At 69.2% G+C, this 15,891-nt stretch carries 15 protein-coding genes; 8 read left to right on the top strand and 7 right to left on the bottom strand.

The annotated features are described in order from the left end of the window. The first annotated feature begins 253 nt into the window (after positions 1-253). Positions 254-649 carry a very short patch repair endonuclease gene (locus tag BM158_RS12295; RefSeq protein ID WP_091561061.1) on the top strand — a complete coding sequence of 132 codons (396 nt, stop codon included), beginning with the start codon at positions 254-256 and terminating at the stop codon, positions 647-649. Here the strand turns inward: BM158_RS12295 and BM158_RS12300 are convergent. Genes BM158_RS12300 through BM158_RS12320 form a run of 5 tightly spaced genes read right to left on the bottom strand, consistent with a single transcriptional unit; the run spans position 634 to position 7,796 of the window. After that, entirely contained in the window at positions 634-1,422 is a 789-nt protein-coding gene (locus BM158_RS12300) for a DUF6339 family protein (RefSeq protein ID WP_091559041.1), read from the bottom strand. The genes BM158_RS12295 and BM158_RS12300 overlap by 16 nt on opposite strands. Next, entirely contained in the window at positions 1,419-2,312 is an 894-nt protein-coding gene (locus BM158_RS12305) for a hypothetical protein (RefSeq protein WP_091559044.1), read from the bottom strand. Before BM158_RS12305 ends, BM158_RS12300 begins: the two co-directional genes overlap by 4 nt. Beyond that, positions 2,309-4,204: a hypothetical protein gene (locus tag BM158_RS12310; protein ID WP_131802034.1), complete on the bottom strand. Its 1,896-nt coding sequence runs from the start codon at positions 4,202-4,204 to the stop codon at positions 2,309-2,311. The genes BM158_RS12305 and BM158_RS12310 overlap by 4 nt, the downstream gene beginning before the upstream one ends. Continuing rightward, a complete protein-coding gene (locus tag BM158_RS12315) occupies positions 4,201-5,193 on the bottom strand; it encodes a PD-(D/E)XK motif protein (protein ID WP_165628918.1) in 993 nt (330 codons plus the stop codon). The genes BM158_RS12310 and BM158_RS12315 overlap by 4 nt, the downstream gene beginning before the upstream one ends. Then, positions 5,190-7,796, bottom strand: coding sequence for a Z1 domain-containing protein (locus BM158_RS12320; RefSeq protein WP_091559055.1), 2,607 nt, complete (start codon positions 7,794-7,796; stop codon positions 5,190-5,192). Before BM158_RS12320 ends, BM158_RS12315 begins: the two co-directional genes overlap by 4 nt. A gap of 223 nt (positions 7,797-8,019) precedes the next feature. Here BM158_RS12320 and BM158_RS12325 point away from each other — a divergent pair, with 223 nt between their 5' ends. From BM158_RS12325 to BM158_RS12330, 3 genes are all read left to right on the top strand, one after another. Next, a complete protein-coding gene (locus tag BM158_RS12325) occupies positions 8,020-9,135 on the top strand; it encodes a DNA cytosine methyltransferase (protein ID WP_091559059.1) in 1,116 nt (371 codons plus the stop codon). A gap of 141 nt (positions 9,136-9,276) precedes the next feature. Then, positions 9,277-9,402, top strand: coding sequence for a hypothetical protein (locus BM158_RS22710; RefSeq protein ID WP_268247896.1), 126 nt, complete (start codon positions 9,277-9,279; stop codon positions 9,400-9,402). A 362-nt stretch (positions 9,403-9,764) separates the two neighbouring features. Next, positions 9,765-10,403, top strand: a complete 639-nt coding sequence (locus BM158_RS12330; protein WP_091559063.1) for an EcsC family protein — start codon at positions 9,765-9,767, stop codon at positions 10,401-10,403. A 136-nt stretch (positions 10,404-10,539) separates the two neighbouring features. On the opposite strand, the gene BM158_RS12335 is transcribed toward BM158_RS12330, so the two are convergent. Then, a complete protein-coding gene (locus BM158_RS12335) occupies positions 10,540-10,905 on the bottom strand; it encodes a very short patch repair endonuclease (protein WP_229827440.1) in 366 nt (121 codons plus the stop codon). Positions 10,906-10,992: 87 nt separating this feature from the next. Between BM158_RS12335 and BM158_RS12340 the strand changes: the two genes are divergently transcribed. The 4 genes from BM158_RS12340 (at position 10,993) to BM158_RS12355 (ending at position 15,030) form a co-directional block, all read left to right on the top strand. Further along, the gene (locus BM158_RS12340) at positions 10,993-11,397 is read left to right on the top strand and encodes a hypothetical protein (protein ID WP_091559067.1); all 405 of its coding nucleotides are present in this window, start codon (positions 10,993-10,995) and stop codon (positions 11,395-11,397) included. A gap of 125 nt (positions 11,398-11,522) precedes the next feature. Next, positions 11,523-12,227, top strand: coding sequence for a hypothetical protein (locus BM158_RS12345; RefSeq protein ID WP_091559071.1), 705 nt, complete (start codon positions 11,523-11,525; stop codon positions 12,225-12,227). Between the two features lie 166 nt (positions 12,228-12,393). Then, positions 12,394-14,103, top strand: coding sequence for a putative bifunctional diguanylate cyclase/phosphodiesterase (locus BM158_RS12350; RefSeq protein ID WP_165628919.1), 1,710 nt, complete (start codon positions 12,394-12,396; stop codon positions 14,101-14,103). 24 nt (positions 14,104-14,127) lie between these two features. After that, positions 14,128-15,030 carry an NAD(P)-dependent oxidoreductase gene (locus BM158_RS12355; RefSeq protein ID WP_341349809.1) on the top strand — a complete coding sequence of 301 codons (903 nt, stop codon included), beginning with the start codon at positions 14,128-14,130 and terminating at the stop codon, positions 15,028-15,030. Here the strand turns inward: BM158_RS12355 and BM158_RS12360 are convergent. Next, entirely contained in the window at positions 15,001-15,873 is an 873-nt protein-coding gene (locus tag BM158_RS12360; protein WP_091561072.1) for a PaaX family transcriptional regulator, read from the bottom strand. The genes BM158_RS12355 and BM158_RS12360 overlap by 30 nt on opposite strands. Positions 15,874-15,891: the final 18 nt, after the last annotated feature.

The following is a 15,891-nucleotide window of genomic DNA, read 5'->3' on the forward strand; positions in this document are numbered from 1 at the left end:
TTCCCGCACCGAGGTTGCACCGCCGTTTCATGCTGGCGCATGCCGTCGCGGTGGCACGCGCGTCGTGGGGACCACACTATCGATCGTCTGTTGGGGAGGACGGTAAGCGCGCCGTCTGACAATTTGTCCCGCCGGGTCTCGGTGGGGTGCCTGCCGGGGTAACACCCGGTTGCTCACCGAGTCAAATGCCAGGTCAGGAGGGTCCGTGGTGGACGAACGCCCGCCTGCCTCCAGCGCAGGGGTCGCGGCCCGGATGAGTCGTGCTCGACGTAGGGACACTGCGCCCGAAGTGGCGATCCGCCGTGAGGCTCATCGGCGAGGACTGAGGTATCGGGTCGACACACCGGTGCCCGGCCTGCCGCGCCGACGGCCGGACATCGTCTTCACCCGTCAGCGCGTGACCATCTTCGTCGATGGCTGCTTCTGGCATTCGTGCCCCGTGCATGCGACTGCTCCCAAGTCGAACAGCGACTGGTGGGCGGCCAAGCTTCAGCGCAACGTCGTCCGGGACCGCGAGACCGATGACCGACTACGCGCCCTGGGCTGGACGGTGTTGCGTTTCTGGGAGCACGAGGACCCGATCGCCGTGGTGGACGTCATCGAGCGTGTGGTCCGGCCGCCCACGCCCGATCGTCAGGCATCGGCGTGACGAGGGCCGGCAATCTGGCTCTGCGCCCGTAGGACAGCGACGGCCTCGTCTGCGGCGTCCTGCACCTGTCGGCGCAGTTCGTTCTGGTCGAGCGCCTCGAAGTCCACGACAGCGCCCCACCGGGATAACCGCTTGAGCACGTCGACGAGGACGTCCCGTTCCGGCGCGCCCGAGCGGTCGATCGACGGCCATATGTCGGCGAGCGTCCGGATCAGGACCCGACTGCCCCCGATCGATCGCCGTCTCGCGAAAATCTGGTCAAAGGCAGCCTCGCCGAAAGTGTCCAGCAGTCGGTAGGGCTCGAACCGCTGCGGTAACGCGAGCAGGTGGGCGCGCCACCAGAGCCGACCCCAGACGTGTCGGGTGATGTCCGTCCCGAGAACCCGGTCCCCAGGAGGTCGGGGATACCGCCAGTACGAGACGTCGGGCAGCAACACCAACGCGATGAAGGCCCAGATGGATCGGACGGCGGCCTCGCCGGCGACTAGTCCGCACCGCTGGTGGAGCAGCTGAGCGATCTCCAGGTCGAACATCACGCGGTCCTGGCGTCGCCCCTCCTTGGGGAAACCAGCACGGCCGGCGATCTCCAGGACGTCGTCACGAAGGCGTTGGAGCTCCTCTTCGGTGACCCGGCGACCGCCAGTCGCAGCGAAGACGGCGGCAGGATGACGTAACGCATGCTGGCTGCTCAGCTCCGCTATCGGGACCTGCTGGTACTCCTGGTGCAGGCGTTTCGCTGTGTCCCCGAGGAGACGCGGATAGAGGACGCTCACGGTTCCACCAGGAGCTGTGATGCGTCCTGAACGCGACTGCTGAACAGGGCGGGCGCTGTCTGGCGTTCTCGGCGGAGAGCTTCCAAGGAGAACGCCGGGAAAGCGATCCGGGCCACGTTGAGGAGAACTGCCCCCAGCGACCCGATCGGGTATTCGACATGATCATTGAGGTCATCGAGAGTCAGTGCCTTATCCAGCAGGACCCGCATTACGTCCGTCCGCAGAGCGGATAGGACTCGGCGATCGGCCTCTGTCGGCGCAGAGGCGGCCTCGACGGCACGCATGACCACAGCGTGACGCTCGTTGAGGAGCAGGAGGATCGACCCGAGTGCCGCGGACTCGAGGTCCTCGTCGATGTGGAGATACCAGGCTGCGCCGGTCGGATAGGGCAAATCGTGGAAATCGGCGGTGGCGATGGGGAAGAGGGTGTTGTCCGCTTCCAGCTTGAGGCGATGCCTGTCCGACCACAGGACACTCCCGGGTCTGGTTGCTGCTGCAGGAGAGGCTCCCGGCGCGGATGCCCGCAGGATGACGCTGGTGATCAGCTCAAGATGACCTCCAAGATCATCCCCGGGTAAGCGGAAATCGATGTTTGTCTCGAAGCCGTCCTCCGCGGGGAGACCGATCCGCCAGGCGCGACCTCGCAGCGCGGAGTTGCTGGCGAACCACTGCACGCTGACATCAAGAGTGGCGCCGATGGGCAGCCCAGACAGTCGGCGAAGGCGTAGTCCATCGACGGAGCCCGCTCGGTGGAGGGCAAGAGTGGTGCTGTAGTCCCAGTCGGGCAGAGTATCGGTGAGCGGCTCTGCCCCGTCGGGGGTCAATCGAGACCAGGGGCCGACGCTGACGACGTCCGATGGTGGACGGAGGAACGGGAAGACGCGGCTCACCGACTCACCTCCACGGCGTCATCGGCCGGACTGGTCGCGATGACCGAGATGTCCGTGGCCGTGTCCGCCACGGGGACGACCACGAGATCGACCTCCGTCGGACCGTCCACCACGCACGCGTTCGCCGCGACAACGCCGTCGACGGTCCGCCAGTGCTTCACGCGTGGTCGGGCTGCACCCGCGGGCGGGTCGTCCTCTCGTCCTTCTAACGTCGCGATGGACAGCCTCGCCTCCAGCCGGACGGGTCCTTGTGCGGTCACCGCATACCGGGCGATGAGAACAACGCTGCCCGCGTCGTCCTCGACGTGTGGTTCGACAATGGTGACGATCCGCGTCCGGCTGGAGGTGCCGGGTTTCTGTGGACCTGTTTCGCCGGTCCCCGAGCCGCTCTCACCGATGGATGACCTCGCTGATCCTTTCCTGCGCTCACCGGGCGTGGTGGGCGTCTGATCGGCTGGCGAGGCAAACGCCGAGGCGACCAGGCCACCCAGGTAGTTGCTCACCGCGCCCAGGGCGGTACGCGAGCTGGTCGACGCGGCGCCCTGTGTGGGCGCACGGAAGACCCCGAGGACTTCCCGGAGCCGCTGGAACGTCACACGAACGAAGGTGCGTTCCGTACCTGTGAGCTGCTCGAAGACCCAGTTGTCATGGGTGGGCGGCTCAGCAGCCGCATACACGTCGTCAAGCTCGTCGTCGGCCCGGAATACACCCGCGTAGACGCTGTGCACGGAGCTGGTGGTCGGGCCCTCGTGATAGCGGACGACCAACTCGGGTGAGCGCATCAAGCAGACGTGGTGGGGGTCCCCGTCCACACCCGCGAACGATGCGGCCAGGGAAACAGCGTTGGGCTGCATCGGCACTACTACCTGGCGGTCCAGCGCGAATCTGCCCAGGCGCTGACGCGGGTTTCGGCACTCCAATGTGCGAGCGGCGTCCGTCGGTAGGCGGCGGTAGGCCGACACGAACATCCGCAGGGGATAGGACCGCGCTGGATCGGGCGGGGCGAACGAACGCCCATTCGCGGTGACCTCGGGTACGAGACGCTCCGTGCCGCGCTCGGGCAGCATGATCGGCCAGAGCTGCCAGGAGATCGTCTCGGCCAGGTGGTCGGCCGCCTGGTCGACATCCTCCAGGTGGTCGAGGTCGGGGTCGATGACGACCAAAGTGGTTCCTGACTCGCCCGGGGCGAATAGGGTGAGACCGAGTGCCCGTGCCACTTCGTCGGCGTCCTCCCCGATGAGCGGCTCGACGTGGCCTTCTTGTACGTCACCCCACCAATGACGTCCGGTGAAAGGGCGGCTTTCCTGATCCACCCGTTCCCGACTGTCGAAGGAGCTCCCCAGCGCGATACCGATGAGGCGTGAGTTCAGGACATTGTCCTCGCCTGCCGTACGCGTGTACACCAGGATGGTGCCGACCCGGGAGAGGCGGTACAGCACCGCCTTGCCGTAGCCGTAGGTACCACCGCCCTGCGCGGTGTCCCGCTTCTCCCCGACATTCAGCACGAAAGAAATCCAGTCACGACGGCCTTCGGCCAACTGATCGGCGCGTGTCGGGCCCCCAAGGCCCTTGGTCCCACGGTCGACCACCGACAGCAGCCGGAGGTTGGCGGTCCGCACCACGCGGCCGACGCCCAGATGGTCCTGGACGCTGATCGGCGGGGTCAGAAGTCGCTCCCAGTTTGGCCGGTGGGCAGGCGCGACGCTGGTCAGCTCGAGCCGGTAGGTCGTCTCGACACCGGGCAACCGTGCGTCCCACGAGTTCTGTGCGGTTTCGCGGACGAACACTGTGAGTGGGTCGACGGGTGGCCGCCCGAGCTGGTTGCGGATGCCCTCGGACGCGATCGCGCCCGTCGGAGGAAAGGGTTGTGACCACCAGCGCGGCGTGGTCATGCGTGTTCCAGGAGAAAGCGCGTCGGCTCGACGTGCGTGTGGTGGGCGAGGGCTGGCGGGGCGTCCAGATCGACCGTGTAGTCGATCTGGTCAACTCCACTCAGAGCAGCATCACCGGTGAGGCCATGTGTCGTGATCCGGGGAAAACCACGGCCGACCTGATACGTCCTGCTCTCGACCACGTCGAAGGCCGTCCGTGCGTACACTTCTCGGTCCCTCTCGTCATAGCCGGCCTTTCGCAGCAACATCCGGAAACTGGCGGTGTCGTCGGTCAGCGCCAGGATGTCGTCGACGAGATCCGGGACGGAAATGCCTTGCTGATTGCGCACCCGAAGCCAGAGGAGGACGAGTCCGCCCTCGGGGCTGCCGTCCAGCTGGTCGACACCGTGAACGCGGACCATCCTTCCCTCGGGCGCCGCAGTCGTCTTGACCTCGACGGCTCGAGAGCCGCGGTGGAAGTCCTGGGCGGAGCCCGTAGGACCGGTCCAGAAGGCGACAGCGCCGGGGTCGGCTGCGATCAGCGAGCGGAGAAAATGCAGTTCACCGAAAAGCCCCGCCAACGCCGACGGCGTCAAGAGGGGGCGAGCGCCGGCGAGCAGCGAGCGCCAGTCCTTCAATACGTCGCGCAACGCGGCTACAGCACGGTCCGGGGCAGCGTTGATCCGGTCGGTCACCTCAACGCAGAGAGCCGTGAACAGGTCCTTCAACCGTTCGTCCACGAGCTCGAGCGAGGCGTACTGCTGATAGCTTCGCTCGTCCTCCAGGGCCCGCCGGCGCAGGACGACGGCCTCGCCGTTGATCGCCTCCTTCAGGCTGTGCCCAGCGGCGAGTGGCACCAGCAGATGCCGGTGTCCGAAAGCGTCGACAGCGACCTGGAGCTCGCCGGGAGGAGTGCGGGTGCCGATCGAGACCGAGCGGAAGGCCGCAATGACCGGCTGCTGCTCGAGGACCGACCAGAGCCGCTCCAGGTCGGCGGAGTCGACGGTCACGCGGCCTCGTCGTCCTGCTCCAGGACCGACAGGTCCTCCTCCTCCACGACGACGTTCGACAAATCGGCGCTCCAGTACTCGACGTCCGAGTCGGATGTGCCAGGTCGGGGCTTCGGGAAGACGAGGGCCACCCCGACGACCACATCGTCGGTAGGTGCAGCCAGGGGCACACGCCCGGCCCGGTCGGTGTTCGACTCAGGCTCGATCGGATAGATCAGCAGCAGGCCCTGGTCCGGGCGCTGGGCATTACGTAGGCCGAGGATCTGGTCGCGGCTGCCGATGTCCTCCCCATCGACGACGAGGTCGATGGTCTCGTCGCGGCGGCTGCTCAATGTCTTTATGTCCGCGACCGCGTCGAGGACGGGATCAGAATGGTGTCCCAGACGGGAGCGCTTGACCATTCGTACGGCCACTTCATTGCCAAGGTCGCAGCGGAGGGTTGTCGCGCCGGGGCGGGAGTTTCCGACAACCGCGACACTCCATTGCCCAAGGGCGCCCTTGCTGACGCGCTTGGCGATGTATTCGATCAGCCTAGTGCGGTCACCGTCTGAGCTGCGCTCATCGAAGGCGTACTTCAGGAGGAACGCCTTGACGTCGTCATGGGGTACCTGGGTGAACAGGGCGGTCTCCTCTCGCGGCGGCGTCTCCCTCACCCCGTGACGTTGGGCGTCACCGATCAAGGATCGAGCGGCCGCGGCGTTCGACGCCAGGATTTCCGCCCCGCCGGGGCTGACGTCGAAGAAACGCGACTCGACGAGAGTTCCCCCGTAGGCAGCGTGCGCCAGTACCGCTGATTTCATCTTCGCCTTGGCGGTGATGCTCATCTTCGGATGCGACCTGAGGCGGACGGCGAACGTCAGGGGCGTCTCCGCGGGGTTGTGCATGTAACGGTCGATGTCCCGGCGCATGTCCGCCTCGACGGTGGCCAGATGACTGAACCACTCCTTCAGCTCGTCGGTCATCCAAATTCGCGGTAGGTCGCCGTAGCCCGTCCGGTAGCCGAACCACCGACCCATCTGGAGCAAGGTGTCGTAGGCGGACACGGCCCGCACGAAGAGGCTCGACACCAATCCCTCGAGCGTCAGGCCCCGGGACAGAGTGTTTCCACCGATCGCGATCGCAGTGACGGGGCCGGACTCGTAGTTCAGCCGGTCGGTGCTGCGGTAGTTGTCGATGATGATGCGCGTGTCGCGGACGACGGCGGACATCGATTCGAGGACAGCCTCGAAAGCGATCGGCTGTTCACCGAACCCGGCTGATGGGACCAGGCCCGTTTCCCGCTCCCAGGTCGATCGCAGACGATCGATCGTCCGCTCGTCGTTGCGCTCCAAGCGGGCCAGAGTCGACGAGCGAAAGCTCAGCAGCGGGTCCTTGAACGCCTCGTGGACCAAGGTCTCGGTCGTCGTGTGGACGAGCATCGTCGAGTGAGGGTTGCCGCCGCCTCGCACGCGCCGTGCGGCAGTCGCCAACCAGAACCATTCGACCGCTGCCTGCAGCGAGTGCGTGAGGGCTGGCTGGAAAGTTGACGCTTCCTTCTTGTTCCGTGGCTTGAGGTCGGCCACCTCGTCGTCCGGGACGGTGCGGATCATGTCGTGGCCGCCAGGGAGGTCGGCCGGGTCCTCGCCGTCAAGCAGGTCGCGACCAAAGAGGACCTCTGCGCCGTGATAGCCGTCCGGCTGCGGGAGGTTGACGATGAAGTCCCTCGGATAGAAGTCCTCCTCTACCGAGGGATCGATCAGCAGGTTTGCGAACGGGGTCGCCGTGTAGCCCACGTAACCGACGCGGGGAAATTTGGCCAGGACGTCGAACAGCAACGGGTTGATCTTCGACGTCGCGACGGTCGACTGGTCGGCCTCATCGTCGATGATCAGGGTCGGACAATCCTCAAGGTATTCACCCGCGTTGGCTAGCCAGGTCCTCAGCTTCCGAAGGACCGCAGCATTCTTCTTGACCACCAGGAGCAAGCGCTGGTCGGTCGAAGCGAAGAAGGCTTTCGGGTTTGGCGGGGGCACGAAGTCATGCGTCTCGCTCGTGACCTGGTGCCACTGCCCGGGGTTGGCCTCCACCAGGTCCTTGACCAAACGGATCTGCGTCTGTCGGCGAAGCGTGTTGTGGATGCCCGACAGAACGATGAACAGGCGGTAACCACGGTCGGCCGCCTTGGCCATCACAGCGGTGAAGTTGGTGGTCTTTCCCGACTGTACGAAGCCGACGACCAGACCACGCGTGCGGAAGGTGTCCTGCTTCGGATGCTCGAGGAGCGCGACGATCTTCGTAGAGGACTTGTCGATCGACGCGACGTTCTCTGAGCCGAAGCCCTTGCGCTGCATGGTCGACTCGAGAGCCGGCCAGTTGCGGTCGTTCTCCATGTCCGGACCCGTGTACCAGGTCTGGCGGCCGTCCAGAAAAACGGAGGACGGCTCGTCCAGGTTGCGGATCTTCAGACTCTCGGCATCGTGCCGCTCTCGGACCGCTCGGATGATCGAAGCGTCCGCACCGAACAGTTGCAGGTTCTTCACTGCGTCGTGCGGTGTCATGGACTGTGTGAACCGAAGGAAGACCTGGTAGAGCTGGTCGACCTGTTCGTCTGTGCCAGTCGTCATTGCAACCCCTCCGTTGGCCTGCTGCGGTGAGCGTAAGCACGCGGCCGTCAGGCGAGTCCGGTCGGTCTCGCCTCCTGGTGAGGTCGGGACCGCAGTGACTGATGAGGCGTGTGCTGCGTCCAGTGTCCGCAGAGTTCGAAAGGTGCCGTCCCGTCGTGGTCGTGGATGGGACGGCTAGGCGTCGCTGGTCGGAGCTGTGGCCGCTGCCGGCTAACGTGAGTGCGTGCCGGGGACCAAATTCACCATGCTCGATCTGTTCGCGGGTTGCGGGGGACTGACCCGTGGGTTTATCGATCAGGGCAGCTTCGATGGCGTCGGTGGTGTGGAGCTGGATCGAGCAGCGGCAGCGACCTACGCCGCCAACTTCGATCCGACCGGACTTCACACCTACACGGGCGACATAGCCGGATTCACGAATGTGCCCTCCGTGGATCTCGTCGTCGGGGGGCCTCCGTGTCAGGGCTTCTCGGCGCTCGGTAAGCGGGACCCCACGGATGTTCGCAATCAGCTCTGGCGGCAGTTCGTCCGGGTCGTCCGTGATTCGGACGCCCGCATGTTCGTTTTCGAGAACGTCGATCGGTTCGCGAAGACGTTGGAGTTTCAACGACTCCGAGATGCAGCCGGCGAGGGAGGGGAACTTGCTGACTTTCGTACCCAGGTCTTCCGGCTGAACGCCGCCGACTACGGCGCTCCTCAGAAACGCGTCCGAACGGTCATCGTCGGCTCGAGTATCGGTCCGATCGCCGAACCTGCTCCGACTCACGCAAGGCGCCCGGCGGAGGGTCGAGACCGGTGGGTCAGCCTCCGCGATGCGTTCGCTGGCGGACCCCTCGTTCTTGAACTGCCCGTCCGGGCGGAGCGCCTCCCGGATCGCTCGGTCGACTTCCAAGGTGGTGAGGTGCCTGGCGCATTCGAGCTCCGGGAATTGCACGTCACCCGCAACTATGACTTGAAATCGCTGATCCGCTATGCGCACATCCAGCCGGGGCAGAGCCGATTCGCGCTCCCGGATGAGCTCCAGTACCCCTGCTGGCGTAAGCACACGAAGGGGGCCGGTGACGTGCTCGGGCGGCTCCGATGGGACGAGCCTGCCGTGACCATCCGTACGGAGTTCTTCAAACCGGAGAAGGGGCGCTTTCTCCACCCGCAGTGGGAGAACGGCGGGGAGCAGATCAACCGCGCGCTTACCCACGCCGAGGCCGCGGTCGTGCAGGGCTTCGACGCGCGTCACGTCTGGTGCGGCACGAAGACCGAGATTGCCCGCCAGATCGGGAATGCTGTGCCGCCGCCGCTGGCCCGGGCGATTGCCCAGCCTGTGGCCGAACGGCTGGGCGCCTGAAGGGCAGCCGCCGAGGTGCCCCGATTGTCGTCGGCCTGCACGACGGCCAGCCGGTGCCGCCAGTAAAGGGGTGCGGAGCGTTGCGGGCTCGACCCGGCGAACCCCGCTCGCTACCTCGATGCTCTGCTGCGCGACGGCGGCGTGCCGTGGGCCATCGGGATGAAGGTGTCCGGCGCGGGTGCGGTCGGCCGCTACTACCGGCACGCAATCGGGCAGGCAGTCCTGTACCGGCACTCCATTCACTCGGCCGACCGGCTGGACGCCTAGGTCAACGACCACGAGCTGGACCGGAAAGGTGCGAGCAGCCGTGGTCGTGCCCGACTTGGCCAAGCGCCCGGAGTGGCGCGGCCGGCTGCAAACGCCGTGCGGGTGCTTCGACGTAGCGGTCGTCAAGGTCGACCGGTGGGCGGCTCTGCTTCGCTGACCGGAGCGGGGGTGAGCGCGATGCGAGCCCACGATGCGTGGGATCTGTGGGACCTGAGGGCCCGATGGGGAACCCGGGTGATTCGGAACGGCGCGGCTGCCCGACGTCCGCGCCCCATTGGCCGAGCATGCAGATGGTGGCGGGAGATCGGGCTGGACTATCACCCGAGATAGCGGCCGCGAGGTCGCGTGATGAGGAGACCCTTATGACCGAGCTGACTGTGCGTGAGCACGACGAGTCGAAGGCCCAGGCAGTCGTCAGCAACGTGCTCGCGGTGAGCATCAAGGGCAAGGGTCCGTTCAAGAGCGCGCAGATGATCGCCGACGAGCACCTGGCACGTCATGGCGACGTCGAGAAGGCCGTCCAGAAGGTCATCGCAACGCACACGCGTCTGGTCGGTATGAGTGGCTTCGCAACCGGTTTGGGTGGGCTCCTTACCCTGCCCATCACCGTGCCGACCGACGTCGGGGTCTTCTACATGCAGGCGTCGCGCTGCGCCGCTGCGGTTGCACACCTTCGTGGTTACGACCTCGATTCCGACGAGGTGCGGAGCATTGTCGCCATGACCACCTTGGGCGCGAGCGGAGTCGCGATTGCAGCCGAGTTCGGGGTGGACCTCGGCACACGCGCTGCGGTGGCAGCTTTGAAGAAGGTTCCTGGTCGAGTGCTCATCGACATCAACAAGAAGGTCGGGTTCCGCCTGGTGACCAAGGCGGGGACCACGGGAGTCGTCAACTTGACGAAGCTCGTGCCGCTCGTAGGCGGCGGCGTCGGCTCCTCGGTGAACGTGGTCGGTATGCGCTCGATCGGTCGCTACGCGACGCGGAACTTCCCCGTGGCGTGAGGGCTGGCCGGGCCTCGGCCCGACGCCGGCTGGGACCGGTCGGTTGTGGCCACGGCAGATCATTGCGGTGCCGACGCCCCTGATTCGAAGGGGCGAGCTGCACCTGCCTAGCGACCTCTTCAGGGTCCTCGTGCTCCTAGAACCGGAGCACCGTCCACCCCATCCCCTCCAGCTGCGCCGTCACCGACAGGTCGCGCAGCTGATTGGTCTCCAGCTTGACCACCCACCACGCCGAGTTGGCCCGCGGGATGTGCAGGTGCTCGGGGCAGGCGTGCCAGAAGCAGCCGTCGATGAACACCGCCAACTTGACCCGGGTGAACGCGATGTCTATCGAGCGCCGGCGCTGCCCGGGCACGCGGAACGCCACCCGGTAGCGCAGCCCCGCGGCGTGCAGCCGCCGGCGCACCGCCATCTCCGGGCCGTTGTCCCGCTTCCGCACCCGCCGCATCCGCGCCGTGAGCTCCATCGAGGAGGAGCCCGGGTGCGGGGGTGGCGTCGGCACGCGGCGAGGGTCCCGGGCCGGCGCCCGCGACACCATGGCCCGCGCGGACCTGTGGATCCACCACGCCCGGACCGGCAGGGTGGCGGCATGACGTCGCCCGAGCTGCCCGGACCCGCCGCCGACGAGAGCGCGCCCCGGCTGCCGGACCTCATCAGCCGCTATGCGGACCTGTGCCACCGCGAGATGGCGGACGGGCATTGGGTCGCCTCCCCGCTGGGAGCCTGGCTGCTGCTGGCGATCGCCGCACCGGCCGCCCCGCCGGGCTCCGCCCTGCAGGCCCGGATCGGCGACGTCCTCGGCTTGCCCGTGCCCGAGGCGGTCCGGCTCGCCGGGGACCTGGTCAGCTCCCGGCACGACGTGGTGCGCGCCGCCTCCGCCGCCTGGGCCGACCTCGACGCCACGACGGCGGCGCTCGTCGAGTGGGGCGGCGCGCTGCCCGCGGGCACGACCTTCGACACCCGCGTCCCGACGCAGGAGGAGGCCGACGCCTAGGCCGCCCGGACCACCGACGGCCAGATCACCCGCTCCCCGTCGCCGTCGCCGACGCCCTGGTCGTCCTCGCCAGCGCGCTCGCCATCCAGGTAGGCTGGCGCCAGCCGCTCGACGTCGCCCCGGCGGTGTCCCTGGGCCCCGGGGCGCCGCTCGGCCGGCACGTCCAGCGGGTCCTGCAGGCGGCGTGGGACAGCGCCCCCTCGGTGCACCGCACGGAGGCCGCCGGCGACGTCGCCTTCCTCGCGCACCGGGCGACCACCGGCCTGCTCGTCGCGACCGTCGCCGCCGCCGACCCGGCGCGACCGGCGGCCGACGTCCTCGCGGCCGCCCACGAACTCGCCGTCGCCGAGGCGCTCGGCGGCGGGCCCGAGCCGGTCGACCCGTTCGACCTCGAGCTCGGGGAGGGGCCGGTCGTCGAGGTCGCCGAGGGCGAGCGGGAGACGTGGGGCGGTCAGCGGTCGGTGGTGCGGGCCTTCCTGCCGGCCTGGACGGCGGCGTCCGACCACGACCTGATGGCCTGGCCCGGCATCGGCGACGGTGCCGAAGCCGTGATGGGGCTCCTCGCGCCCGGGCCGCTCGAGGCGGAGGCGCGGCAGGTGGCGGTGGCCTCCTTCCACCGGACCGGGTTCCGCGCGGCCGCGGTCAGCGCCCTGGCGGTCCGGGCGTCGGCAGCGTTGCCGCACCGGGGTCTGGTCCGCGAGGTCACGCTCCGGTTCGGCCACCCGCACGCCGTCGTCGCGGTCGCCCTCGACCCCGCGGGCGGTGCGTGGCACGGCGTCCCGGTCTTCAGCGCCTGGGTGGGCGAAGCGACCGAGGTCGACGGAGACTGAGGCCGCACGACAGCGAGGAGCCTCGACCCCAGGGGCAGTGGCGTGGTCACCCCACCGAGGTACAACACGTGCGATTTGGTTCCGAGACCGTCAAGTACGCGCAACCCGACGACGACCACGTGCCATGCACCGAGCCCGCGTACCCGAGGTCGCGACGCCCCGCACCATGGCGACCACGATCGCGGTGTTCTACGCGGTGGGCGGCTCCGCCGGGCTGCTGGTCACCCTGGGCGGCGGCACCACGGGCGCCGCCCGCTGGAGCATGGTCGCGATCGTGCTCGTCGCGTTGTCGTCCGCGCCGGTCGTCCTGCGGTGGGGCCAGCGCTGGCCCCGGTGGACCTTCCACCTCCTGGTCGTCTCCGCCGCCGCCCTGGTCGACGCGGCCGTCCTGCTCAGCCCGGGCCCCGACATCGCCCTCGCGGTCGCCACCATGACCTCGTTCCTGGTCTTCGACGCCTACCTCTTCTTCAGCCTCCGCGCGGGCACCGTCCACCTGGTCGCCGTCCTGGTCGGCGTCGTCACCGCGCTCACCCTGCGCGAGGACGTCGGCCTGCCGGCGGCCCTCGCCCTCGGCATGGTCATGACCGCCCTCGGCGCCGTGACCCGGCGGCTCGTGCTCCGCGCCTCCGGCGCCACCCGCGACGCCCTCACCGACCTGCACAACCGCCGCGGCTTAGACCAGGCCCTCCAGGACGCCGTCGCCCGCGCCGACCGCTCCGGGGAACCGCTGGCGGCTGCGCTGTTCGACCTCGACGGCTTCAAGCAGGTCAACGACACCCAGGGTCACGAGGCCGGTGACGCGGTGCTCCGCCAGGTCGCCGACGTCTGGCGCAGGGCTCTGCCGCGCCCGGTGGTGCTGGCCCGGCACGGCGGCGACGAGTTCGCCGTCCTGCTCCCGGGCCGACGCGGCCCCGAGGCGCTCGACGTGCTGCGCCGGGTCCGCGCCGACCATCCCGACCTGCAGCTGTCCGGCGGCGTCGCCGAGCACGTCGGCGGGGAGAGCGGTGCCCAGCTGATGCGCCGCGCCGACACCGCGCTCTACGCCGCCAAGGCCGCCGGGCGCGGCCGGTTCGAGCTCGAGGGCGGCGAGGTCTCGGCCATCTCCCGCGAGCTCGCCGCCGCCGTCGCCGCGGGTGACCTGCGGGTGCACCTGCAGCCCGTCGTGGCCTTCGCCGACGGCGAGGTGGTCGGCGTCGAGGCGCTCGCCCGCTGGGACCGGCCGGGGCACGGTCCGGTCCCGCCCGACCAGTTCATCGAGGTCGCCGAGCGCCACGGGCTGATGGGCCCGCTGGGCGAGCACGTGCTGCGCACCGCCTGCCAGGCGCTGGCCGACCTGCACGCCCGCAGCGGACGGCGGCTGCGCCTGGGGGTCAACGTCTCGGGCCAGGAGCTGTGCGACCCCGACTACCCCGCCCGGGTGCGCGCCGTGCTCGCCGCGACCGGGTGGCCGGCCACCGAGACCGTCCTCGAGGTGACCGAGTCGACGCTGGACGGCCAGTCCGCCACCGCCGTCGCCGCATTGGGCGCCCTCCGGGCCGAGGGCGTGGTGGTGGCCCTCGACGACTTCGGCACCGGCTACTCCTCGATCAGCCGGCTCGACACCCTCCCGGTGGACATCCTCAAGGTCGACGCCTCCTTCACCGCAACCGTCGCCAGCTCGCCGCGCCGGGCCCAGCTCATGCGCAGCCTGGTCGCGCTGGCCGACTCGCTCGGGCTCGACGTGGTGGCCGAGGGCGTCGAGACCGCGGAGCAGCACGCCCTGGTCCGCGACGTCGGCTGCCGCTTCGGGCAGGGCTGGCTGTTCGGCCGGCCGCTGCCGCCCGAGCAGTTCCCGGTCTACCTGGGCGCACCGGACCGGGCTCCGCTGGAGGTCTGATCGGCCACATCGGCCCGACCCCAGGTGTCAACGACGCCACGACCGGTCACACCTCGCCCGGACCAACGACCGGAGGAGGACCAGGTGGCAGTGCAGTCGGTGGCAGTGCTCGGGCTCGGCACGATGGGGGCGGCGATGGCCCAGCGGCTCGTCGACGCCGGCCTCGACGTCCGGGTGTGGAACCGCAGCCCGGAGAAGGCCGAGCCGTTCGGCGACCGGGCCGCCGCGACCGCCGCCGAGGCGGTCGAGGGCGCCGACGTCGTCCTCACCATGCTCTTCGACGCCGACTCCGTCCGGTCCGTCGCCGACGACGTCCTGCCGGCCATGCACGAGGGTGCGATCTGGATGCAGTCCTCCACCACCGGCCCGGACGCCGCCGAGGAGTTCGCGAAGCGGGCGGCTGACGCCGGCGTGCACTTCCTCGACGCCCCGGTGCTCGGCACCAAGGCCCCCGCCGAGCAGGGCAAGCTCACCGCCCTCGTCGCCGGCGACGACGCCGACGTGGACGCCGTCCAGCCCGTCCTCGACGCCATCTCCGTCAAGACCGTCCGGCTCGGCGCGCCCCCGAAGGCGTCGGCGCTGAAGATCGCCGCCAACGCCTGGATCGCCACCGTCACCGCCGGCATCGGGCAGTCGCTCACCCTTGCCGACAAGCTCGGCGTCGACCCCGCTGACCTGCTCACCGCCTTGGAGGGCAGCGCCGTCGACACGCCCTACCTGCAGATGAAGGGCAAGGCGATCCTCGGCCGCGACTTCACGCCGTCGTTCGAGGTGACCGGTCTGCTCAAGGACGTCCGGCTGGCCGCACAGACCCAGGGCGTGGACAGCACGCTGCTCGACGCGCTGACCGCGCTGTACGCGAACGCCGCCGACTCCGGCCACGGCGACGAGGACGTCTCAGCTGTCTGGCACGCCTTCCAGCGCTGACGGGATCGTCTGCACGTCCCGCGCCACCACGGCCCGGGCCTCGTTCTCCACCTGCGCGTGCAGGCGGTGGAACAGGGCCTGGGCCGCCTCGCCCGGCCACGGCGTCGGCAGCAGCTCCAGCGGCAGGTAGGGCTCCTGCCGCTGCGCCAGCCGCCACTCCTCTTGCAGCGCCAGCTGCCGGCCCAGGGGGTCGGTGAACCGGCGGTCGGCCTCCCCGCCGTCCCACCGCTCGCAGAACCGCTCGTACCGGCGGGCCAGGCCCTGCACGTCCCACACCTGGCGCAGCATCGTCGCCGGGTCCAGGTCACCGGTCGTCCGCGCGACGAAGGACCGCACGTGCGCCGCCGCCTCCAGCCCGGCGAGCACGGTCGGCACGTCCGGGGTCGCCGGCGCCGCCCACAGCCCGCCCTGCAGCGGACCGAACCCCGCCCACAGCAGCCGGGTCCGCAGCTCGTGCCGCTGCCGCTGCCACGCGTCGGGCAGGTTGAACGCCAGCAGCGTCCAACTGCCGTCCCAGTGCCGGTTCACCGCCCCGGTCCGCCAGATCCGGGTGTAGCCGTCCTCCAGCACCGCCACCGACTCCGGCGTGAGCCCCAGGTACACCGACCGGCCGTGCCGCCGGTTGGCCAGCCGACCCCGCTTGACCATCCGGGCGATCGCCGACCGCGTCGCGTGCGGGGACACCCCGACCCGCTCCAGCGCGTCGATCAGGCCGGGCGTGGCCACCATGACCGGCCGGCCCAGCACGTGCGCGCCGAAGAAGGTGAGGATGAGGCTCTCCGGTCGCAGGACCACCTCTGCGTCCACCGGGCCGGCCGGCGGCTCGTTCTCCTCGACGTCCATCGGCGCCATCTTCCACCG

The organism is Klenkia taihuensis (assembly GCF_900112525.1).
Taxonomy (GTDB): domain Bacteria; phylum Actinomycetota; class Actinomycetes; order Mycobacteriales; family Geodermatophilaceae; genus Klenkia; species Klenkia taihuensis.